Origin of the sequence: Larkinella soli (genome assembly GCF_003703975.1) — a bacterium.
GTDB lineage: Bacteria > Bacteroidota > Bacteroidia > Cytophagales > Spirosomataceae > Larkinella > Larkinella soli.
In genome coordinates this window covers 164,548-186,559 of the sequence record NZ_QTJY01000014.1, presented here as the reverse complement: position 1 = coordinate 186,559, position 22,012 = coordinate 164,548, and the positions used below count along the sequence as shown (strand labels likewise).

Annotated in this window: 16 protein-coding genes and 1 pseudogene; all 17 read right to left on the bottom strand. The window is 57.6% G+C overall.

Going from position 1 to position 22,012, the window contains the following annotated elements; translation table 11 throughout:
* Positions 1-190: 190 nt before the first annotated feature.
* The gene (locus tag DX909_RS22470) at positions 191-1,111 is read right to left on the bottom strand and encodes a DUF1207 domain-containing protein (protein ID WP_128547473.1); all 921 of its coding nucleotides are present in this window, start codon (positions 1,109-1,111) and stop codon (positions 191-193) included.
* A gap of 52 nt (positions 1,112-1,163) precedes the next feature.
* Positions 1,164-2,543 carry a dipeptidase gene (locus tag DX909_RS22465; protein ID WP_128547472.1) on the bottom strand — a complete coding sequence of 460 codons (1,380 nt, stop codon included), beginning with the start codon at positions 2,541-2,543 and terminating at the stop codon, positions 1,164-1,166.
* A gap of 94 nt (positions 2,544-2,637) precedes the next feature.
* A complete protein-coding gene (gene plsY, locus DX909_RS22460; protein ID WP_128547471.1) occupies positions 2,638-3,294 on the bottom strand; it encodes a glycerol-3-phosphate 1-O-acyltransferase PlsY in 657 nt (218 codons plus the stop codon).
* Positions 3,295-3,553: 259 nt separating this feature from the next.
* Positions 3,554-8,311: a hypothetical protein gene (locus DX909_RS22455; protein WP_229311150.1), complete on the bottom strand. Its 4,758-nt coding sequence runs from the start codon at positions 8,309-8,311 to the stop codon at positions 3,554-3,556.
* Positions 8,312-8,378: 67 nt separating this feature from the next.
* Positions 8,379-9,206 carry a 50S ribosomal protein L11 methyltransferase gene (gene prmA / locus DX909_RS22450; protein WP_128547470.1) on the bottom strand — a complete coding sequence of 276 codons (828 nt, stop codon included), beginning with the start codon at positions 9,204-9,206 and terminating at the stop codon, positions 8,379-8,381.
* A 63-nt stretch (positions 9,207-9,269) separates the two neighbouring features.
* Positions 9,270-10,409, bottom strand: a complete 1,140-nt coding sequence (locus DX909_RS22445; RefSeq protein WP_128547469.1) for a 2-isopropylmalate synthase — start codon at positions 10,407-10,409, stop codon at positions 9,270-9,272.
* Positions 10,410-10,448: 39 nt separating this feature from the next.
* A complete protein-coding gene (gene leuB, locus DX909_RS22440) occupies positions 10,449-11,537 on the bottom strand; it encodes a 3-isopropylmalate dehydrogenase (protein ID WP_128547468.1) in 1,089 nt (362 codons plus the stop codon).
* A 62-nt stretch (positions 11,538-11,599) separates the two neighbouring features.
* On the bottom strand, positions 11,600-12,196 hold the full coding sequence (leuD, locus tag DX909_RS22435) for a 3-isopropylmalate dehydratase small subunit (RefSeq protein WP_128547467.1): 597 nt from the start codon (positions 12,194-12,196) through the stop codon (positions 11,600-11,602).
* A pseudogene (locus tag DX909_RS30140) lies at positions 12,174-12,523 on the bottom strand (HepT-like ribonuclease domain-containing protein). The gene leuD and the pseudogene DX909_RS30140 overlap by 23 nt, the downstream one beginning before the upstream one ends.
* Complete coding sequence (locus DX909_RS22425) at positions 12,520-12,798, bottom strand: nucleotidyltransferase family protein (RefSeq protein ID WP_164851371.1); 279 nt, start codon at positions 12,796-12,798, stop codon at positions 12,520-12,522. Before DX909_RS22425 ends, DX909_RS30140 begins: the two are co-directional and overlap by 4 nt.
* Positions 12,799-12,804: 6 nt before the next feature.
* A complete protein-coding gene (gene leuC / locus DX909_RS22420; protein WP_128547465.1) occupies positions 12,805-14,208 on the bottom strand; it encodes a 3-isopropylmalate dehydratase large subunit in 1,404 nt (467 codons plus the stop codon).
* A gap of 21 nt (positions 14,209-14,229) precedes the next feature.
* Positions 14,230-15,498 (bottom strand): threonine ammonia-lyase, encoded by a 1,269-nt coding sequence (ilvA, locus tag DX909_RS22415; RefSeq protein WP_128547464.1) that lies wholly within the window; start codon positions 15,496-15,498, stop codon positions 14,230-14,232.
* Between the two features lie 137 nt (positions 15,499-15,635).
* Positions 15,636-16,679 carry a ketol-acid reductoisomerase gene (ilvC, locus tag DX909_RS22410; protein WP_128547463.1) on the bottom strand — a complete coding sequence of 348 codons (1,044 nt, stop codon included), beginning with the start codon at positions 16,677-16,679 and terminating at the stop codon, positions 15,636-15,638.
* Positions 16,680-16,718: 39 nt separating this feature from the next.
* Positions 16,719-17,858, bottom strand: coding sequence for a hypothetical protein (locus tag DX909_RS22405; RefSeq protein WP_128547462.1), 1,140 nt, complete (start codon positions 17,856-17,858; stop codon positions 16,719-16,721).
* A gap of 37 nt (positions 17,859-17,895) precedes the next feature.
* Positions 17,896-18,429 carry an acetolactate synthase small subunit gene (gene ilvN, locus DX909_RS22400; protein ID WP_128547461.1) on the bottom strand — a complete coding sequence of 178 codons (534 nt, stop codon included), beginning with the start codon at positions 18,427-18,429 and terminating at the stop codon, positions 17,896-17,898.
* A 67-nt stretch (positions 18,430-18,496) separates the two neighbouring features.
* Positions 18,497-20,254, bottom strand: coding sequence for a biosynthetic-type acetolactate synthase large subunit (gene ilvB / locus DX909_RS22395; RefSeq protein WP_128547460.1), 1,758 nt, complete (start codon positions 20,252-20,254; stop codon positions 18,497-18,499).
* A gap of 38 nt (positions 20,255-20,292) precedes the next feature.
* Positions 20,293-21,999: a dihydroxy-acid dehydratase gene (ilvD, locus tag DX909_RS22390; protein ID WP_128547459.1), complete on the bottom strand. Its 1,707-nt coding sequence runs from the start codon at positions 21,997-21,999 to the stop codon at positions 20,293-20,295.
* Between the last annotated feature and the right edge of the window lie 13 nt (positions 22,000-22,012).

The following is a 22,012-nucleotide window of genomic DNA, read 5'->3' as shown; positions in this document are numbered from 1 at the left end:
ATACCGCCAGGAATCGCCCGAGACGATCAGGCTGGTTTGCGCCAGTGCCTCCAGACCCGGAAGCAGGGCGAAGCCGATGAGGAGCAGTAAAGATTTCATGATAACCCGGGGTGAAAAGTTGAGATACGAACAGGATTCTGCCTGACTATCTCCGCGACACCGGCCGGGTTATCAATCGGAAGAGAATTTTTTAAATCGGGTTGAAGTACACGCCGATGCCCCACCAGCGCGTCGTCTGTTTTTCGTAGACGCTGTAAGGCCGGAAGCCGCTGTAGGCTTCGAGCAGGAAGGTAAGGTTGTTGGCCGTTCGTCCGAGTTCCAGACCGATACCGGCTTTGACGCCGGGCCGGAAGTCGGTCTGCTCCCAGACTTTCAGGTCCAGCCCGCCCACCAGGCGGGCAAAGGTCTGCGCAGGTCGGCGGTAGAAGAACCCGGCCTCGGCACTCAGCCGCTTGCGTTCCTCCGGCTTCCGCAGGCCGATTCCGACCCCGACGTATTTCCGCAAACCGTTGATTTCGTGGCTGTAGGTCACGTCGATGACCTCATAATTGACCGGGTTAGGGAGATAATAGTTGATCTGGTTCCGGATCAGGTAATCGTCGCCGAGGTGGGAGGAGAGGTGGTACAGCCGGAAACGCCAGGCGTGGTTCCGAACCCGGACGTTATACAGAATGCTGACCCGGTAGTCAGTATTCATCAGCTGCCGGCGCTGTTTGTTCAGTTTGGCGTCATGATAGACCTCGAACTGCGTGAAGGAAGCGACGTCCAGCGACAACTCGCTGCCCCGCTCCGGCGACTTCATCCACCGGATCAACGGCTTCCGCAGTCCGAAAGTGAACGGGACTATCGTCCCGTCGTACTTTTGAAGGGAGCCGGTGGCGAAGTCGGACGCCTGCCAGTAGCCGGGAAGCACCCCCGCCGAGGTCTGGGCCTCGATCGGGTCGAGCAGGATCGGGTCGAACAGGTGCCCTTTCGGTAAAAACTCCCGTCGGGGGGAGTCGGCCGGAAGAGCGGAAACGGGGGTGGCGCTCATCAGGGTGTCGGACGACGACTGGGCAAAGCCCTTACCCGTTCCGGCCAGGATGAGGCAGAACAATACGATACGGTTCATCTCGCAAAAAAACCTCCGGGTTTTGGGCCCGGAGGTGGCATAGGATGGTTTTTCAGGCTTCAACGGGCGCTTTTTTCAGTTCCGCGTAGTGCTTGTAGAAATAGGGAATCGTTTCGATCCCTTTGTAAAAATTAAATAGTCCGTAGCTCTCGTTCGGTGAGTGCAGCGCATCGATGTCGAGGCCGAAACCCATCAGAATGGACTTAATGCCCAGTTCCCGCTCGAACAGGGCTACGATGGGGATGCTGCCTCCGCCCCGGGTTGGAACAGGTTCTTTGCCCCAGGCTTCGCGGAAGGCCCGCCGGGCGGCTTCAAATTCCACCGAATCGGTCGGCGTCACGTAAGGTTCTCCGCCGTGGTGGGGCGTTACCTTCACGGTGACCGTCGGGGGGGCGATGGCCTGAAAATGCTTTGAAAACAGTTCGGTAATGTCGTCAGGATGCTGGTCCGGCACCAGCCGCATGCTGATCTTGGCGTGGGCTTTCCCTGGAAGCACGGTTTTGGCGCCTTCGCCCGTATAACCGCCCCAGATGCCGTTGACGTCGAGCGTCGGGCGGATGGAAGCCCGCTCGGGCGTCGAGTAACCTTCTTCCCCGAATACCGCCTTCAGGTTCAGATCGCGTTGGTATTCTTCCTCATCGAAGGGCGCTTTCGCCAGCTCGGCCCGTTCTTCGGCCGTGAGTTCGACCACCCGGTCATAGAAGCCCGGAATGGTGATGTGTCCTTTTTCGTCAATCAGGGAAGCGATCATCCGGCAAAGCACGTTGACCGGGTTATGGACGGCTCCGCCGTAAACGCCCGAGTGCAGGTCGCGGTTGGGGCCGGTCACTTCCACTTCGACATAAGAAAGGCCCCGCAAACCGGATTCGATGGACGGCACGTCGTTGGCGATGATGCTCGTGTCGGAGATCAGAATGACGTCGGCCTTCAGTTTCTCCCGGTTTTCGGCCACAAATTTTCCGAGATGTTCAGAGCCGATTTCCTCCTCCCCTTCGATCATCACCTTCACGTTGCAGGGCAGGCCGTCGGTAGCCAGCATGGCTTCCAGCGCCTTGACGTGCATGTAAAACTGGCCTTTGTCGTCGCAGGCGCCCCGGGCGTAGATCCGTTCGTTGCGGATGGTCGGCTCGAAAGGCGGGCTGATCCAGAGTTCGTAGGGATCGGCGGGCTGAACGTCGTAGTGGCCGTAGACCAGCACGGTCGGCAGCGATTCGTCGACGATCTTCTCGGCGTATACCACCGGATGGCCCTCCGTTTCGTGCAGTTCGGCGTTGTCGAGTCCGGCGGCCGTCAGTTTCTCCCGGACAAACCCGGCCGTCCGGCGGGTGTCGTCTTTGAATTTGGAGTCTGCGCTGACGGACGGGATTCGCAGCAGGTCGAACAGTTCGTTCAGGAAGCGCTCTTTATGCTCGTTCAGATACGTTTGTAACATGAGGATTTCTTTTGGGTCCGGGCAACGGGTGCCTAACAAAACGCCCCGAAGTTACTCACTTCGGGGCGTCATGCAATCCGGTCGGGATTGAAACTTATTCTTCGTCTTTTTTTCGGAATTTGATCAGCCGCGTCCGGTTTTCCTGTCCCCGCATCAGCCGGCCGATGTTCTTCTGATGCGTCAGCACCACGAACAGAAACACCACCACACCGAAGGCGATCAGCAGCGGACTTTCCTTCTGACCGAAGGCCCGTACCAGCAGCAGCACCGGAAAGGCCAGTGCCGCCAGCATGGAGCCTAAGGAAACGTACTGGGAAGAGATCACCACGACCAGGAAGACGCCGATACAGACGGCCGCCACTTCCGGATGAATCGCCAGAACCATGCCCAGCAGGGAAGCCACCCCTTTACCGCCCTTGAAGTCGGCGAAAATCGGGAAACAGTGGCCAATGACGGCGACCAGGCCGAAAACCAGCTTGAAGGTCAGGATTTCGTGCGTCCCAATGATGTCGAAATGCCATAATAAGGTAGACAGAATGGTGGCGGTATAGCCCTTCAGAACGTCGATGAGCATCACGATGGTCCCGGCCCGTTTGCCCAGCACCCGGAACGTATTGGTGGCTCCGGCGTTGCCACTTCCAAACTTTCGAATATCTAATCCAAAGAAACCTTCACCATACCAGACCGCCGTCGGGATCGAACCCAGGAGGTAAGCCAGCAGTGTCGTCGCAATAATCAGTAATACGTTCATTTAAGAATTCAACCGCCGAAGCGGCTCAATAGATATTGACAGAACAATGACCGAACCGCCGGAGCGGGTATGCAGAGCCTTTAAAAGTAGAAATTGTTTGCGTCTTTGATGAACGCTCGAACCACAAATTTACAAATTATTTTTGGTTTGTTACCATTCATCGACTTATGATTGACTAAAAATATACCGGACTGGTATACTTCTCACCAGGCCCGTACCGGATGGCAGGAGAATAACGGTTGGGGGTAGTGAACGGTTTTCAGAAACCTTCCTTCTTGTCGTCTTCCTTCTTCTTTTCCTCTTTTTTGGCCGGCTCCTTTTTGGCGGCCGTTTTGGGCTGGGGCTTGGGTTTGGCTTTGGTCTTGTACTGATCGAGGTAGCGGTCGACGAACTGGTTCTTCTCGATAATATCGGCCGGAACAATGGCGATGGCGTTTTTACCGCTGGTTTTACCGCCGGCCATGATCCGGTCGTTCAGTTCCTGGTCGGAACTCAGCAGGGCCAACTGGCCGGGTTTGTAATCCCAAAAAAACCAGATGTCGGGTGAGGCTTCGAGGTAAATCGTCGCTTCGTCGCCCCCGTCGGCTTTCCGGATTTCGACAAAACCGTCCATTTCGGCGTTGATGTCGACGGTTTCAATGTTGGACACGCCGATCTTCCCGGTGCTGTACAGCGTGCCGTATTTGTCCGACCAGCGCAGGTTCACGTTCGAGAGCACCAGCGAAGCCACAAATTTCGGGGCGGCCTGCGTGATGGAAACGTGCTGGTTCTGGGCCTTGGTCCGGTACAGGTCGGTGGCTTTCTGGCCGATGAGTGCAGACAGCTTGGCGGTCAGCCGGTCCAGGTCGTCGTCGGCCGGATCGTCGTTTTTCTCTTCGAGATTGGCCTTCACGATTTTATCGGCAAGAGCGGCATTGACCGGCTGCGGCACCGGGAATCCGAAGCCGACCAGCGCATTCAGACGCAGGAGCGTACTGTCCACGTTGACGGACCCCGACCCGGCGGCAAAAACGAAATTATTCGGCCCGGTATTCATGACGTTGACCGGCCCTTTGAACGTCATCACCCCGCCGGCATCGTTGAAGGTAAAGGCCCCCTCGACGTCGTCCAGGCCGCCTTCGTCCTTTTTCACGATCCGATACACTTTCTCCTTGTCGTCGTAGGTCATCAGGCCGGTAGCCCGGAACAGGTCGTCGTCCTTGTCGGATTCCTTGGTGGAGAGGAAGGTCGGGTAGAGGCCGTTGCTGCCTCCGCCCCGGAAGTGAATCCCGGCGGTGAGCGGCTGGTTGCCGTCGTTTTTCAGGTTCTGATCGACCTTGATGCTGAAGGTTTCGCCGATTTTTTCCTTCATCGGAATCCAGTCGCTGACCAGGTTGGGCCGTTTTTTCAGGGCAATTTTGATGGCGCCTTCCAGCTTGAGGTCCTGTTCGGGGGCCATCATTGTCACATTGCCCCGGAACTGCACCCTCGGGGCCAGCATGACCCGGTCGTTTTCGTCGACGTCGGCCCGGGCCACGGTATAATAGGTCATGGCGGGTTTGTCGCCCCGGTTTTTCCGGCCGGCTTTCGGTGAGTTGGACGCCAGGGCCACCGGAGCGGCTTCCTTCAGTTCGAAGCTGCCCATCTTGATGCTGGCCGTATCGCCTTTGGCGGCCGCAAACTGATAGACCGCATCCCCGGAAAAGCGCGTCCGGGACTGAATCTGGATATTTCCGTTCTTGAGTTTGTGGAAGAGGCTGGTCGTATCCAGTTCCAGCCGGGCATTTTTCAGCGGCAGCATTTCGCCGTTGCGCTTGATCGACACCAGCCCTTTGTCGGGGTAGATGCGGGCGTCGGCCGAGGTAACATAGGGAATGCCGCTGATGTTGAGCGTGGCTTTCTCCACATCGTAAACCGCCGATGCGGCATGGAACGAAAGACCTTCCTGATCTTCGGCGGTGGCCGTAAAGGTAGAGGTCTTCACGTCCCCTTTCATCACGATGGTTTTGGCGTTGATGTTCCACTGCGCGCGGCTGATCGACGTCTTGTAGGCGGCACTCGGGAACTCCAGAACGGAGGAGAGCGTATCGTCGATGGCCGCATTGGTTTTCGGGTTGGTCGCAATCGTCACCACCCCTTTGGCCTGGTTGAAATCCACGTCCACGAAATTGCCGAGCAGCATCGGGCGGTTGGCCTGTTTATCGCCGGAAACCACCCGGAACTGCGCATTGCCGGCCCTGAATCCTTCCTTGCTGAAGTTGATGTTTTCCGATTGCGTCTCCGAATCCGACCGTTTCACCACCCCGTGCCCGAACAGACCCCCTGAGCGGACCACCAGGTCACCCTTCAGATTGGTCGTTCCGTTGTAGAAACTGAAATGGTCCGCTTTGGTCGAGATTTTCATGCTGTCGGCCTTCGGATACCACTTCATCGTGTAGTTGTTGATGTCGACGGCCGGGAAATAGGCCTTGCCGACCTGCCCTTCCTTAATCCGGCCGTCGACCCCGGACGCCACCACCGAATCGGGCATCATCAGAATATCCCTGGCCGGAAGTTCGGCGTTCATGTGGGCAATGACGCCCTCGGCGCGCAGGCCTTTCCGGTCCATAACCAGTTTCCCCGTAAACTTCAGATTGCCCTTACCGCCGTAAATCGGATAACCGGCCGGCGGGGCCGTATGCTCGAAGCCCAGCGAGTTGTCGGGCATGGTTTTGAGCTTGGTTTTGATGGGCGGGAAGATACCGTCGGAAAAGAAGGTCCCGTCGAACGCGATGTCGCCCTTGCCGACGCTGTCGTTGTCAACCGTCGGCACCTTGAAGTAGACATTCTTATTATAGATGAAGCTGCCCCGGTTGGCCTGGTTGAAGTAGACCGTCATTCCTTCCGGCATCAGCAGCCGCTGGGTGGTTTTCTTACTTTTCTGCTGCCCGGATTTGTTGCCTTTGTCGGCGAGGAAAACCGTACCCGGTTTTTCGTATTGAATATCGCCCCCGATCTCCTGATCCTTGCCCTGCGGGGTGAAGGTGATCGAGTCGATCTTGTTCATATTCATCGAAAACTGGTCGTAATTGAAGGCCAGGTCCTGCCCGGTATAGCGCATGTTGCCGGATTTCATCTGTCCGTTCAGCGAGAAGGCCCGGTTCTTGCCGATCCGGAGGGTTTTGTCGGTCGGAACGGCGGTGATTTTCAGGGAGTCGCTGATGCTGAACCGTTCGACGCCCCGGATGGTCAGAAACTTGTCGTTGAGGCTGATGGTGGCGTTGGTCGTGCTGTCGCTGGAGGGGTAAGTCGAGCGGACCAGGAAGTTGTCGTAATCTTTCTTCCCGGCGTTGGCCAGCACGTACAGGACGCCTTTGCGGCTCAGGCTCATCTCCTCCGTCTGCGGGTTCATGTCGATAAAGCCGAGGGCTACCATCCGGCTGAGGACGTTCCGCATCACGGGCGGGCTGATCCGGGCGAATTGCGCCAGATCGTCCGAAAAGAACGTCTGGGTCTTTTTCGTCGAAACGTAATTGGCGGCCACCTGAAGGGGATGAAATCCGAAGTCTTCGGACATGCCGGCATACCGCTGTTTATGGAAGAAGTCGAAGGACTCGAACCGCACCGGCACTTCCCGTTTGGCTCCGATCTGGTAAAAATCGACCTTCTGGCGCGGCAGATCCCAGCGCACGACTTCCGGCTGGATGTAGAATTTGTGGTAGCTGTCGCTGAAATAGGTATCGGAGTAGCCGGACTTCTCGGCCCGTCCCAGTCGGGCGACGCCGGTCTGGTTGTCATACTGGAACGTGACGCCGGGGTGATAGAGCGTGTCGGCCGCGTCTATGTAGCCGGTGAAAGCCGCCAGAGGGGAGGAAATGACCGAATCGGCAAACTCGAACCGGCTGCTGCGCGCCCGGAAGGCCGGTTTGCCTTTGTACCCGACCAGCAGGGTCGCCGGCTGGCCGTTGGCGGACGCGCCGTAGAGCTTCGTGCCGATGAGGGAAATACCGCCCCGGTACAGCACATCCCTGCCGATGTTGTTGAGAACGATGTCGTTCTGGTAGGAAACGAAGCGCGGGTAAGTGGCCGGCTGTCGGGCCGTGCGTTTCTTGCTGTCGAACTCAAACCGCCCCTTCACCGGTTTCGCCAGGGGTTTGTAGGTCAGCGTAACGTCGTCGGCCGTGATTTTCGGACCGTTGACCGGAAAGGAATAGTCGGCCAGGGTGACGAAGGTTTCGGGCTGCCCGGCCGGTTCCCAGGTGAACGTACCGCCTTTCCCGACCCAGATGCCGTCTTTCAGCAGCAGGGCCCCGTCGGTTTTCTTCAACGGAACCGAATCGTTGGCGGTCAGAACGACCAGATCGGCACCTTTTATTTCCAGCACCGGGCCGTTCAGGGCAGGAATGGGTTTGCGGCTCACTTCCGAAATCATGGGAATCACCTTGCCCGTCGAATCGACAGGGAGATCCCAGCCGTCGTTGTTCGCCGGGGCTTTGGCCGGGGCCTGCGGTTTTTTGGCGGTGGTATCAGCCGCCGGGGTGGTGGGGTTGGCAGCCGCGTCGGCCAGCCGGAACGAGAACGTGCCGCCGTTGACGGCCAGTTTATTGTAATTGCTGGCGTACAGTTGCCGTTTTTCGGCAAACAGGCGGGTAGTTTCCAGCACTTTCGACAGCGTTTTGGCGTCGTATTTCTCGAAGGCGTTTTCAGCCACCGTCAGGAAGCCGTCGATTTCGGCCGGGCCGGCCTGCTGGGTGACCAGAAGGTGGTAGAGCGATTCATAGAAAGGCGCGAACTGCGGGGCCGCCTGATAGCGTTTCGCGTTCATTTTGCGGCTGAGGGCCATGACCCGGTCTTTCTGGGGAGCCGACAGGCGGTTCTCGGTAAAGAGCGTTTCCAGGTTTTTTTCGGCCTTTTGCGCATACGGTCCGCCGGCGTTCATCAGCTTCTGCAGATCGGTAAGAAACTGCTCCGGATTTTCGGACAGTTTGACGCTCTGTGCCCAGGTGGTCGAGGCCGTCAACAGCAATACGGGCACTATCCAGTAGAATCGTTTCATCATCTTCCAGCAAACTACGAACTCCGCTCGGGGCCGGACGTCGGAGACGCCGGACGGGGAGGGAAGTCCCTTACTTCATAAATCGGATCGACGCCCAGTTGTTTCTGGTAAGCCGGGCGGTTTTGGTCAATCCTTCGGTTTTCGCTTTCTGCTCGATATCCGGGGCGTCGTACTCATAAAAGCCGCTGACGAGCAGCGTGCCGCCCGGTTTCAGGCGCTGCACATAGGCCGGAATGTCCTGAAGCAGCACGTTCCGGTTGATGTTCGCCAGCACGATGTCGAACCGCTCGTCCGCGCCGACCTGGTCGATCATGCCCTGAAATACTTCGATCTGCGGACATCCGTTCAGCACGGCATTTTCGCGGGCGTTTTCCACGGCCCATTCCTCGATGTCGAAAGCCACCACCCGTTCGGCACCCTGAAGGGCCGCCAGGATGGCCAGAATACCGGTTCCGGACCCGACATCCAGCACGCTTCTTCCGGCGGCATCGACGCTGAGCTGGTGTTCCAGCATCATGGACGTCGTTTCGTGGTGCCCCGTCCCGAACGACATCTTCGGGTTGATGACGATGTCATAGCGGAAGGACGGCTCCGGCGCGTGGAAGGAAGCCCGGACCCGGATGGCGTCGCGGACGTCGATGGGTGGATAATTGCGCTCCCACTCTTCGTTCCAGTTCCGTTTTTCTAACGTACCGACTTGATAGACTATTGCCGTTTGGCCGGCGTATTTGTCAATAATCGACTGGAATGCAGACGGGTTGAAATCCGTCTCGGCAATGTAGGCATTCAGGCCCTCGTCCGTCTCGACGAAGGACTCAAAACCGGACTCGGCCAGTTCGGCCGTCAGGATATCGCCATACTCGGGGGAAACCGTTAGTTGAACCTCAATCGTTTTCATAACCAAAGAAACTAAAAAAGGACAACCTTTCCGGTTGTCCTTCCTGGTAAAGTCCGTCGTTTTTTAACGAACCAGTTCCATCAGATCCTTGTCGTTGACCTCCTTGCGGATGTCGGCCATGTCGAGGAAGCGTTTGTAGATGGTATCGAGCGTCGGTTTGTCGTAGCGATAGCCGAGCAGTTCGAGCCGGTGTTTGAGCGCGTGACGGCCGCTGCGGGCGGTCAGCACGATCGACGACTCCGGTACGCCCACATCGTGCGGGTTCATGATCTCGTAGTTCTCGGAGTGCTTCAGGAAGCCGTCCTGGTGGATACCGGACGAGTGCGCGAAGGCGTTGCGGCCCACGATGGCCTTGTTGGGCTGCACCGGCATCCGCATCATCTGCGAGACGAGCTGGCTCATCGGATACAGGCGCCGGGCGTCGATATTGGTTTCAAAACCGAGCTCCTGATGCACTTTCAGTGCCATCACGACTTCTTCGAGGGATGTATTCCCGGCCCGTTCGCCGATGCCGTTGATGGTCACCTCCACCTGGCGGGCGCCGGCCTGAATCCCGGCCAGGGTATTGGCCGTCGCCAGACCAAGGTCGTTGTGGCAGTGGATGGAGATAATTGCCTGATGGACGTTCGAGACGTTTTCGTAGATGTATCTGATCTTTTGGCCGTACTCGTCGGGCAGGCAGTAGCCGGTCGTATCCGGGATATTGACTACTGTGGCACCGGCTCCGATGACGGCTTCGGTCAGACGGGCCAGGAATTCGAGGTCGGCGCGGCCGGCGTCCTCAGCATAGAACTCGACGTCGTCGACGTAGGTCCGGGCGTGTTTGACGGCGGCAATGGCCTGTTCCAGGATCTGGTCCCGGGTGCTGTTGAATTTATTCCGGATATGAATGTCCGACGAACCGATACCGGTATGAATGCGCTTGCGTTTGGCATATTTCAGCGCTTCGCCGGCCGCGTCGATGTCTTCCTTCTTGGCGCGGGACAGGGCGCAGACGACCGGCTCGGAAACCGCTTTCGAAATCTCGACAACCGACCGGAAGTCGCCCGGACTTGAAACCGGGAAGCCCGCTTCGATCACATCGACGCCCAGACGTTCCAGTTCCTTCGCCACCACAATTTTCTCTTCAGTGGTCAGCTGGCTGCCCGGCACTTGCTCGCCGTCGCGCAGAGTGGTGTCGAAAATATAAATCCGCTGGCTCATGGTTAATTAGAGTATGTTGGGTAGAGTTGATCGATATGGTTAGGCTGTCACCTGCACGGACAGGTGATTGAGAATTTGCCGGCCCATGGCTTCCGTTCCGAGAATCCGGTCGGTGGGCGTTTGGGCGTCGGCGATGTCGCGGGTGCGGTAGCCGGCTTTCAGTACCTGATCCACGGCATTGACGACGGCTTCGGCTTCGGCCTTCATGCCGAAGGAAATATCCAGCATCAGGGCCGCCGAGAGCACCGACGCCAGCGGGTTGGCTACGCCCTTGCCCGTGATGTCGTGGGCGGACCCGTGAATGGGTTCGTAGAGACCGGTGGTGTCGCCGACCGAGGCCGAGGCCAGCATTCCCATCGAACCGGCAATCTGCGAGGCTTCGTCGGTCAGAATATCACCGAACAGGTTGCCCGTCAGGACGACGTCGAACCGTCGGGGATCTTTGATCAGCAGCATCGCGGCCGCATCGATGAACTGGTGTTCGACTTCCACTTCCGGGTAGCGTCTGGCCACTTCCTGCACCACTTCGCGCCACAGCCGGGAGGATTCCAGCACGTTGGCCTTGTCGACCGAGCAAAGTTTTTTCCGGCGGGTCATGGCGGCTTCGAACGCCTTCACCGCGATCCGTTCCACTTCGTAACGGCTGTAGATCATCGTATCGTAGGCGGTATCGCCTTCATCTTTGCGGCCTTTTTCGCCGAAATACACATCACCCGTCAGTTCACGGAAGAACAGAATATCGGCTCCCTTCAGAAACTCGGGTTTAATGCTCGAGGCCTGGAGCAGTTCGTCGAACAGCTTGATGGGCCGCAGGTTGGCATACAGGCCCAGCGCTTTCCGGATACCCAGCAGACCCTGTTCCGGCCGGACTTTGGCCGACGGATCGTTATCGTATTTGGGATGGCCGACGGCCCCGAACAGAATGGCGTCCGACTGTTTCGACTTCGTAACGGTTTCCTCCGGAAGCGGGTGGCCCGTGGCTTCGATGGCCGCGTGCCCGATCAGGGCCTCGTCATACGTAAACTCATGCCCGAACTTCTCTGCGATGGCATCCAGGACCTGCTTGCCGACAGCAGTTACTTCCTGGCCGATGCCGTCTCCGGCGATAACGACGATGTGTTTCTTCATTTTTACGGTTGGTTCACGCAAGGGTGCCGATACGAATCGGTTTGCTGCTCTCCGGGTGACGATCAAAAGACCTGCGCTTCCTGAAACGCTTTGATTTCTTCCTTCAGACTCAGCAGATAATCGATGTCGTCATAGCCGTTCATCAGGCACTGTTTTTTATACGGGTTGATGGCAAAGGATTCTTTCCTGCCGTTTTCAAGAACGATCTCCTGATTCTCCAGATCGACGATAATCTCCGTTTTGGGATCGGCTTCGACGGCATTGAACACTTCGGCCAGGAAGGCGTCCGACACCTGGGCCGGCAGCACGAAGTTGTTCAGGGCGTTATTCCTGAAAATGTCGGCGAAGAAGCTGGAGATCACCACCTTAAAGCCGTAGTCGTGCAGTGCCCAGGCGGCATGTTCCCGGCTGGACCCCATTCCGAAGTTTTTGCCGGCCACCAGAATCCGCGCCCCGGTGTAAGTCGGATCGTTCAGCACGAAACCGGCTTTGGGCGTATTGTCGGCGTTGTAGCGCCAGTCGCGAAACAGGTTGTCGCCGAAGCCTTCGCGGGTGGTGGCTTTCAGAAACCGGGCCGGAATGATCTGGTCCGTATCGATGTTCTCGATCCGCAGCGGGGCGGCCGTCGAGACCAGTTTATGAAGCGTTTCTTTGCTCATCCTGAATAATAGTTAGTTTTTCCAACAGAGACGGCAGGTAAGTCTTCACCGTATTGTAAACGGTTGAGGCTGAGATGCCGAAATACTCATGAGCCAGCTTGTTACGCATGGCCCGCATGAGCCTCCATTCGATTTCCGGGTATTTGGTCTTAAGCTATCCGATAACCGTGTGGTTGCTTCTCCAATGATTTCGAACCGCCGATACACGGCATCCTGCTGAAGCAGGCTCTGGTTAAACTCAAATTCGGTGGCGTCGCCGACATGGTTAAAGATGATTTCGATACTCTCGATGATGTCCTGAAGATAGACGGTGTCATCGCGGGTCATATCAAATCAATTTTGCTGGTCAGTACCCTTTCGCGAATCGAGGTTTTCAGCGCCTTGAACTCGACGACATCAAACGCCTTGTTGGTTAGCTGCGACAGTTCTTCCTCAATTCGTAAAATATCGAACATCGTCAGGCCGTCGGCTTCGATCAGCAGATCCACATCACTCTCATTCGTTGCTTCTCCACGAGCATACGATCCGAAAACGGCCGCCCGCCGGATGTTTTTGCTCATCAGGTAAGCCTGAACGGTTTGAAAGAGATGCGTTGTTTCCATCATTTCTTACACCAACTGCCGCACGTCCGTCACTTTGCCCGTCACCGCAGCGGCTGCGGCCGTGATCGGGCTGGCCAGGAAGGTCCGGGCGCCGGGACCCTGGCGGCCTTCGAAGTTCCGGTTGGAAGTCGAAATGCAGTATTTGCCGGCCGGCACCTTGTCTTCGTTCATGCCCAGACAGGCCGAGCAGCCCGGTTCGCGCAGTTCGAAACCGGCTTCGCGGAATACCTGGTCGAGCCCTTCGGCTTTGGCCTGATTCGATACCTGGACGGAACCCGGTACGATCCATACTTCGACGCCCTCGGCTTTCTTTTTACCCCTCACGAACTCAGCCACCGTCCGCAGGTCTTCGATCCGGGCGTTCGTACACGAGCCGATGAAAACGTAATCGACCGGTTTGTTCAGCAGCCCGGTACCCGGTTCCAGGCCCATGTAGGCCAGCGACTTCGTGTAGGAGGCCAGTTCGGATTCCGGGATTTCGTTCAGGTTCGGGACGTGGTCGCTGACCTTGATGCCCATGCCCGGGTTGGTGCCGTAGGTAATCATCGGGGCGATGTCTTCGGCCGGGAAATCCAGTTCCAGATCGAACTGGGCGCCCTCGTCGGTTTTCAGCGTCCGCCAGTGTTCGAGAGCTTTTTCAAACGCTTCCCCCTGGGGCGCAAACCGCCGACCGCGGATATAGTCGAAGGTGACCTCGTCCGGCGCGATGAGGCCGCCCCGCGCGCCCATCTCGATGCTCATGTTGCAGATGGTCATCCGGGCCTCCATCGACAGGCTGCGGATCGTATCGCCGGCATATTCGACGAAGTATCCGGTCGCCCCGCTGGCGGAGATTTTCGAGATGATGTACAGAATAATATCTTTTGAAGTCACTCCCTTCTGCAACTGACCGTTGATGTTGATCCGCATCCGTTTGGGCTTGTATTGCAGAATGCACTGGGTGGCGAGCACCTGTTCCACTTCGCTGGTGCCGATTCCGAAGGCGATGTTGCCCAGGGCACCGTGGGTGCTCGTATGGCTGTCACCGCAGACGATGGTCATGCCCGGGAGCGTCAGACCCAGTTCGGGGCCGATGATATGGACGATGCCCTGGAACGGGTGCCCCAGATCGTACAGTTCGATGCCGAACTCGGCGCAGTTTTTCCGCAACGTCTCGACCTGATGGCGCGAGAGAGCCTCCTGAATAGGCAGGTGCTGGTTAACCGTCGGCACGTTATGGTCGGCGGTGGCGGTGGTGCGCTGCGTGTTGAACACGCTGATACCGCGTTTCCGCAGGCCGTCGAAGGCCTGGGGGCTGGTCACCTCGTGAATGAAGTGCCGGTCGATGAACACGGCATCCGGTCCGCCTTCCATGGCCTTCACGACGTGGGCGTCCCAGATCTTATCGAACAGAGTTGTGGGCTGACTCATATCTTACGCAACAATTGAATGTTAGATCAGAAACTCGAATAAATCCGGCTTATCGTTCAGATATTCGAAATGAATTTTGGCGTTGCGCATCCGGTCGAGCAGGGCTTCGAAATCGGCCTTCTGTTTCAACTCGATCCCGACGAGCGCCGGTCCGCGTTCGCGGTTGGTTTTTTTAGAGTACTCGAACAGGGTAATGTCGTCGGTCGGCCCGAGCACGTCGCTCAGAAACTCGCGCATGGCTCCGGCCCGCTGCGGAAACCGGATGATGAAGTAGTGTTTCAGCCCTTCATACAGCAGCGAGCGTTCCTTGATTTCCTCCGTCCGCGTAATGTCGTTGTTGCCCCCGCTGACCAGACAGACCACGTTTTTGCCTTTGATCTCGTCTCTCAGAAAGTCGAGGGCGGCAATGGTGAGCGCTCCGGCGGGTTCAGCCACGATGGCATCTTCATTGTAAAGCTGGAGGATCGTCGTGCAGACCTTGCCTTCCGGTACCAGCAGCACCTGATCGAGGTTCCGGCGGCACACTTCGAACGTCATTTCTCCGGTGCGTTTCACGGCGGCCCCGTCGACAAATTTATCGATTTCGTCCAGCGTGACGACATGGCCCTCCTCGATGGCCCGCTTCATCGACGGCGAACCCTGGGGCTCGACGCCGATCAGTTTCGTTTTGGGACTCAGCTGCCGGAAAACCGTCGATACGCCCGACGCCAGACCGCCCCCGCCGATGGCCATCAGGAGGTAATCGATCTTGAAATGGGCGTCCTTGAAAATTTCCAGCCCGACGGTACCCTGGCCTTCCATGACCTGAAGATCATCGAACGGGTGAACGAACGTGCTGTCGTGCGTTTCGACGTAGTCGAAGGCGGCATGGTAGGCGTCGTCATACGTATCGCCCACCAGCTGCACTTCTACAAACTCTTTCCCAAACAGCTTCACCTGCTTCACTTTCTGGTTCGGCGTGGTGGTCGGCATAAAAATGATGCCTTTGACCTGCATTTTACGGCAGGCATAGGCAACGCCCTGCGCGTGGTTGCCGGCGCTGGCACACACGACCCCTTTGGCCAGGGCGGCCGGCGGCAGACTGGCCATCTTGTTGTAGGCACCCCGGATCTTGTAGGACCGAACTACCTGCAGGTCTTCCCGTTTCAGGAAAATATTGGCGCTGTACTTATCCGACAGGTTCAGATTTTCCTGTAAAGGCGTATGCGTGGCAACTCCCCGTAACCGATCTGCTGCCAGATAAATGTTGTCGACCTCCGGGAAGGTTATATTTTTATCCGCTTCTACCACGTGAAAAAAGTTTGGGAATGATGGAGGGTGAGAGTTTAGGAGTTAAAAATCAAGCCTTAAAGATAAGCAATTGGAAGCAAAAATGCTCCTGTCGCCATCCCAAACCCGTTAACTCCCAAACTCCTTGACCCTTATTTTTAGCTCCGCTCCGGCCGCAGGCTGCGAACGGCGGAACCGGCCCGCCACATTTCCGACTCGCGAAGTTCTTTCAGTTCTTCCTCCAGTTTTTCGCGGTAGTCCGGTTGTGAGTTACGGGTGATGGAAATATTGGCCTGCTCGCCGGCTTTGACGGAATTATACAGTTGTTCGAAAACCGGCTTCGTCGCGTCACGGAAGGGCTTCCACCAGTCGAGCGCCCCCCGCTGGGCGGTCGTCGAGCAGTTGGCATACATCCAGTCCATCCCGTTTTCGGCGACCAGCGGCATCAGCGACTGCGTCAGTTCTTCGACGGTTTCATTGAAGGCTTCGGAAGGGGAGTGGCCATTCTGACGCAGCACTTCGTACTGAGCGGCAAAAATACCCTGGATGGCACCCATCAGCGTACCGCGCTCGCCGGTCAGGTCCGAGGTCACTTCTTTGTAAAAATCAGTTTCAAACAGATAGCCTGAACCGACGCCGATCCCCATGGCGATGCATTTTTCGCGGGCGTGGCCGGAAGCATCCTGATAAATGGCAAAACTGGAGTTCAGCCCCTTGCCTTCGACGAACAGCCGGCGAAGCGAGGTGCCCGAGCCTTTCGGAGCCACCAGGAAGACGTCGACCTCGGCCGGGGGAACGATGCCGGTCTGGTCCTTGTAAGTTACCCCGAAACCGTGGGAGAAATACAGCGACTTGCCGGCCTTCAGGTAGCGCTGCACGGTCGGCCAGAGTTCGATCTGGGCCGCATCCGAGAGCAGGAAGCAGATGATGGTGCCTTTTTCCAGGGCTTCTTCGATTTCGAACAGCGTCTGTCCCGGCACCCAGCCGTCCTGAACCGCCTTGTCGTAGGTTTTGCCCTTCCGCTGGCCGACGATGACGTTGAAGCCGTTGTCGCGCATGTTCAGCGACTGACCGGGACCCTGAACGCCGTAACCGATCACGGCGATGACTTCGTCTTTGAGTACTTCTCTGGCTTTCTCAAGAGGAAACTCTTCGCGGGTTACGACTTCTTCTTCAACTCCGCCGAAGTTAATTTTTGCCATTGTTTGACTGATTTATTTGAATAAAGAGTTGACTGTTGATTAGGGAAACGAAATGGAATACATCAGGGAAACGACCGCACTGCAGATCAGCAGGTACCGGAGCTGGTTCCGGGTCATGTACCGATGCAGAATCGCCAGGGCGAAAAAGAACATCATGAACCCGAACGAAAGCGACCGCGTGCCGTCGGCCACCAGGACCGCCACGGTCATCGTCAGGGCCCAGGCCCCGCCGAGCAGGACCAGTTCCAGCCACTGCCGCCGAACGGCCAGCGCCCAGAAAGCCGCCAGCAGAATCAGCCACATCCCTTCCAGGCCCCTTGCCATTTTATCCCCGATGTAACTCAGGCTCCATCCCAGCGACCGGGCCGACAGCGCAGCGTCATGGCCGACCGTCATCCCGAAATGCAGTTCCAGCCATTTCCGGAGTCCGGCATACAGCAGGGCGCTGAACACCACGGCCATCAAAGCCGGCGGAATCTGGCGCAGTTCGAACGTTCGGGTTTTGACGAAGTTCCGGGCCAGCGGCAGGAAATACCACAAACCCAGGTAGCTCGAATTGATCAGCGCCCGCTCGTCGGTCCAGAAAGCCAGCTGGGTGAACAGAATCACCAGCAGCGGATTCCGGAAATAAAGAGCCAGCGCCATGAAACAGAACGCATACCCGTCGCAATGGCCGAAGTAGTTGATGAAAAATGCCACTCCGGCGTAAATGGCCGTGAACCCCGTCATGAAATAAAAGGTCAGTACCTTGTCTTCCAGAACTGAATTCACGAGGCCCGTCACCGTCCAGAGAAACACCAGCCCCAGTACGATCTGGAGCAGGTAGAGCTTCGCAACCCCCAGGTGAAAGACCTTGACCAGCATCGGAATCGTCAGCCGGAACGTTTTGTTGGCCTCGTGCGTGCCGGGGGCGAATGTGTTCGGCTCGAACAGATGCTGGCTCTGGTGGATGATTTCATCCCAGAAGAACCCGTCGACAATGCCCGGCCGTTTGATTTCGCTGTACAGGAAACGAAAACCTCTGTCGATGAAGATGCTGTTGAACAGCAGCAGGCTGCCGACCGAAACCAGCAGGACCAGTCCGACCAGCCGTATTTTCCAGAAACGGTTATCGAAAAAGACCGAAAGCCGTTGCTCCAGATGATTGAACGGGGTGGCTAATGAGGGTGACTGCTCCATGCACGCTTTTTTGATTCAGCAGCAAATATGGCACTTCTCACAGATAATATTCCCATTCGGTCTCCGGCAAATATTCGACCAGCCCCTTCTCCGTTCTCCCGACCGCTACCCGCCCCGACCGCACGAATTCCAGAATGCCGTGGGGTTTGATGTAGCTGAAGAACTCGAAAATCTGCTTCTCGGAGCCGGTTTTTTCAATTACCACATAATCCAGCTCCCAATAGACGACCCAGGCGTTGAAATGCTTGTTGATGTATTCGATGTCCAGCGGCTTCGAGCCGAGGGGCGTTCCAATCTTGAACAGGGCGATCTCGTTCGAGACGATTTCGTCGTTCAGGTAACCGAAAACCGCCATGACCTCCACGATCCGGCGGATCTGCCGAACCAGCTTCTCCACCGTCTCCCGGGATTCATGCTTGATGACGATGGTAAACCGCGAAACGCCTTTCCGCTCGGTTTCCGAAACCGTGAGGCTCTCGATATTGATCCGCCGGCGGGTAAAGATAATTGTAATCCGGTTCAGCAGACCAATGGTGTTTTCGGTGAATATACAAATCGTGTACGTGTTCATTCTGTTGTTGCAATGGTTTCGGACCCGTGTTGCATGCTGATTATGAGTGAAATACCGTTCGGTTGGCTTACTCCAGCCGGATGTCGGCGACGCTCGTGCCGGCCGGAACCATCGGGAAAACGTTCTCCTCCTTTTCGACCAGAATCTCCAGCAGATACGGCTCCTGGGACGCCAGCAGCGTGTCCAGCGAAGCCGACAGATCCTCCCGTTTGGCGCAGGTATGACCGGCCACCCCAAAGCCCCGGCCGATGGTGATGAAGTCGGGGTTCTGCAGCTCGACGAACGAATACCGCCGGTCGAAGAACAGCTGCTGCCACTGACGGACCATGCCCAAGTAGTTGTTGTTGAGGATGATGATCTTCACCGGCAGCTTGCTCTGGGCGATGGTGCCCAGTTCCTGGATGGTCATCTGGAAGCAGCCGTCGCCGATGATGGCGATCACCTCCCGGTCGGGAGCGCCGACCTTGGCGCCGAAGGCTGCCGGCAGGGCAAAGCCCATCGTGCCCAGACCGCCCGAAGTGATCAGGCTGTGGGGGCGTTTATACTGGTAATAGGCGGAAGCCATCATCTGGTGCTGGCCCACGTCGGCCACCAGCACAGCCTCGCCGTTGGTTTTACGGGACAGCAGGTCGATGGCTTCGGCCATCTTGATCTTTTCGGTCGTCGGCGCCAGCGCGGGCTGAATCACCTTTTCCTGCTCGACGGCGTCGTACTTTTTGAACTCGTTCCGCCAGGCGGTGTGGTCGTTGGCATTGACCAGGGGGAGCAGCCGGGACAGCACTTCTCGGGCATCGCCCACGACCGGCGCATCGGCCTTGATGATCTTGTCGATCTCGGCCGGGTCGATCTCGATGTGCACTACTTTGGCCTGACGGGCAAATAATTCGGCATTTCCCGTGACGCGGTCGTCGAACCGCATGCCGACGCCGATGATCAGGTCACACTGGTTCGTCATGACGTTCGAACCGTAGCTGCCGTGCATACCCAGCCAGCCCGTGTACAGGGGATGATCGGCCGGAAACGCCGACTGCCCCAGCAGCGTCGTCGCCACCGGGATGCCCGTCTTCTCCACCAGCGCCTTCAGCTCGGCCTGCGCCTGAGCGATCAGCACCCCATGCCCCACCAGCATATACGGCTTTTTGGCCCCGTTGATCAGCTCGGCGGCTTTCTCCACCTGCTCGGTCTTGGGCACCAGCCGCGGCCGGTAGCTGACCAGCTTCTCACACTTCTGATACACGAACGGCCGGCTCATCAGCTCCTGCTGGGCATTCTTGGTGATGTCGAGCACCACCGGTCCGGGCCGCCCCGACTGGGCGATGTAGAAGGCTTTGGCCACCATCTCGGGAATCTCGTCGGCCGAGGTGATCTGGTAGTTCCACTTGGTAATGGGCATGGTCACGCCGATCACGTCGGTTTCCTGGAAGGCATCGGTGCCCAGCAGCTTCTGGGCCACCTGGCCCACCAGGCACACCATGGGCGTCGAGTCGATGAGGGCATCGGCGATGCCGGTGACCAGGTTGGTGGCGCCGGGGCCGGAGGTGACCAGACACACGCCGGCGCGGCCGGTGCTGCGGGCGTAGCCTTCGGCGGCATGGGCGGCTCCCTGCTCATGGCGGACCAGGATGTGGTGGATGCGGTTCTGGTAGTCGAAGAGGGCGTCGTAGACGGGCATGATAGCCCCGCCGGGGTAGCCGAAGATGGTGCTCACGCCCTCCTCCACCAGACACTGCATCAGTGCTTCTGAGCCCGTCAGCGGCTTCAGCAGTTTGGCAGAAACATCAGCCCTGGATTTCTCTTCCGTCAGTACGCTGACTGTTGGGTTCATGATGGAAATATTTTTAAGTTTTTAGTTCTTATCCGGTATTAAGCCTCGTCCGTGACACAGCCTTCGCTCGCCGAGGAAACCAGCTTTACGTATTTCCGCAGGACGCCGTGATCGGCGGCTTTCGAGAAGGAGGGAGCCACCCAGTTGGCCCGGCGCCCGGCCAGTTCCTCGTCCGAGACGTGCAGGTGGAGGACGTTGTCCACCGCATCGATGGTGATTTTGTCTCCGTCCTGAACCAGGGCCAGATTGCCGCCGTCCTGCGCTTCCGGCGTAATGTGCCCGACGACGAAGCCGTGGGTTCCGCCCGAAAACCGCCCGTCCGTAATCAGAGCGACCTTGTCGCCCAGACCCAGACCCATGATGGCCGAGGTCGGTTTCAGCATTTCCGGCATTCCCGGCCCGCCTTTCGGGCCTTCGTAGCGGATGACGCAAACGTGGCCGGGTTTGATTTCACCTTTCTGGATGAACTCCAGCAACTGTTCTTCCTTGTCGCAGACTTTGGCAATACCCTCGAACCGCTCGCCTTCCTTGCCCGTGATTTTGGCAACGGCGCCCTTTACGGCAAGGTTGCCGTAAAGGATCTGGATGTGACCGGTTTTCTTGATGGGATTCGAGAGGGGCCGGACGATCTTCTGGCTTTCAAAATCCAGATCCGGTGCTTCTTCCAGGTTCTCGGCGACCGTTTTGCCGGTTACCGTCATGCAATCACCGTGGATAAATCCTTCCCTGTACAGGAATTTCATGACCGCCGGTACTCCGCCGATGGCCAGCATATCTTCCATATAATATTTACCGCTCGGCTTCAGGTCGGCCAGGTAAGGCGTACGGTCGCTGATGTCCTGAACATCCTTGATGGTCAGCGGAACACCGACGGATTTGGCGATGGCCAGATAGTGCAATACCGCATTGGTCGAACCGCCGAGGGCCATCACGATGGTCAGGGCGTTTTCCAGCGCCTGGCGGGTCATGATGTCACGCGGAAGGAGGTTCTTCTCCAGCAGGTTCATCATGGCCGCGCCGATTTTCCGGCACTCGGCCTGCTTGCCTTCATGGGTAGCCGGGAAGGTCGAACTGAACGGCAGGCTCATGCCCATGGCCTCAATGGAGGAAGCCATCGTGTTGGCCGTATACATCCCTCCGCAGGCGCCCGCGCCCGGAATGGAGTTCTGAATGACCCCTTTATAGTCTTCGTCGCTGATCGTTCCGGCCACTTTTTTGCCGTAGGCCTCGAAGGCCGAGACGATGTCCAGTTTCTGTCCTTTATAACTTCCCGAGCGTATGGTTCCCCCGTAGACCATAATGGCCGGGCGGTTCAGGCGGCCGATGGCGATCATGGCGCCCGGCATATTTTTATCGCAACCGACTACGGCAATCACCCCGTCGTACCACTGCGCATGCACCACGGTTTCGATGGAATCGGCGATCAGATCCCGCGACGGCAGGGAGTAGGACATCCCGTCGTTGCCGTTGGTCATCCCGTCCGAAACTCCGATGGTATTGAATACCAGGCCGACCAGTCCGTTTTCGTTCACGCCTTTTTTTACGTAAGCCGCCAGCCCATTCAGGTGGATGTTGCAGGGGTTGCCGTCGTACCCTGCGCTGGCGATACCGATCTGCGGTTTATCCATGTCGGCCTCGGTCAGACCAATGCCGTAGAGCATCGCCTGGGCTGCCGGGTTGCTGACTTCCTGGGTGAGCGTGGTACTGTACCGATTGAGTTGGTTTTTGTCCGTGGGCGTAGTCATAAGTCGATTAGCG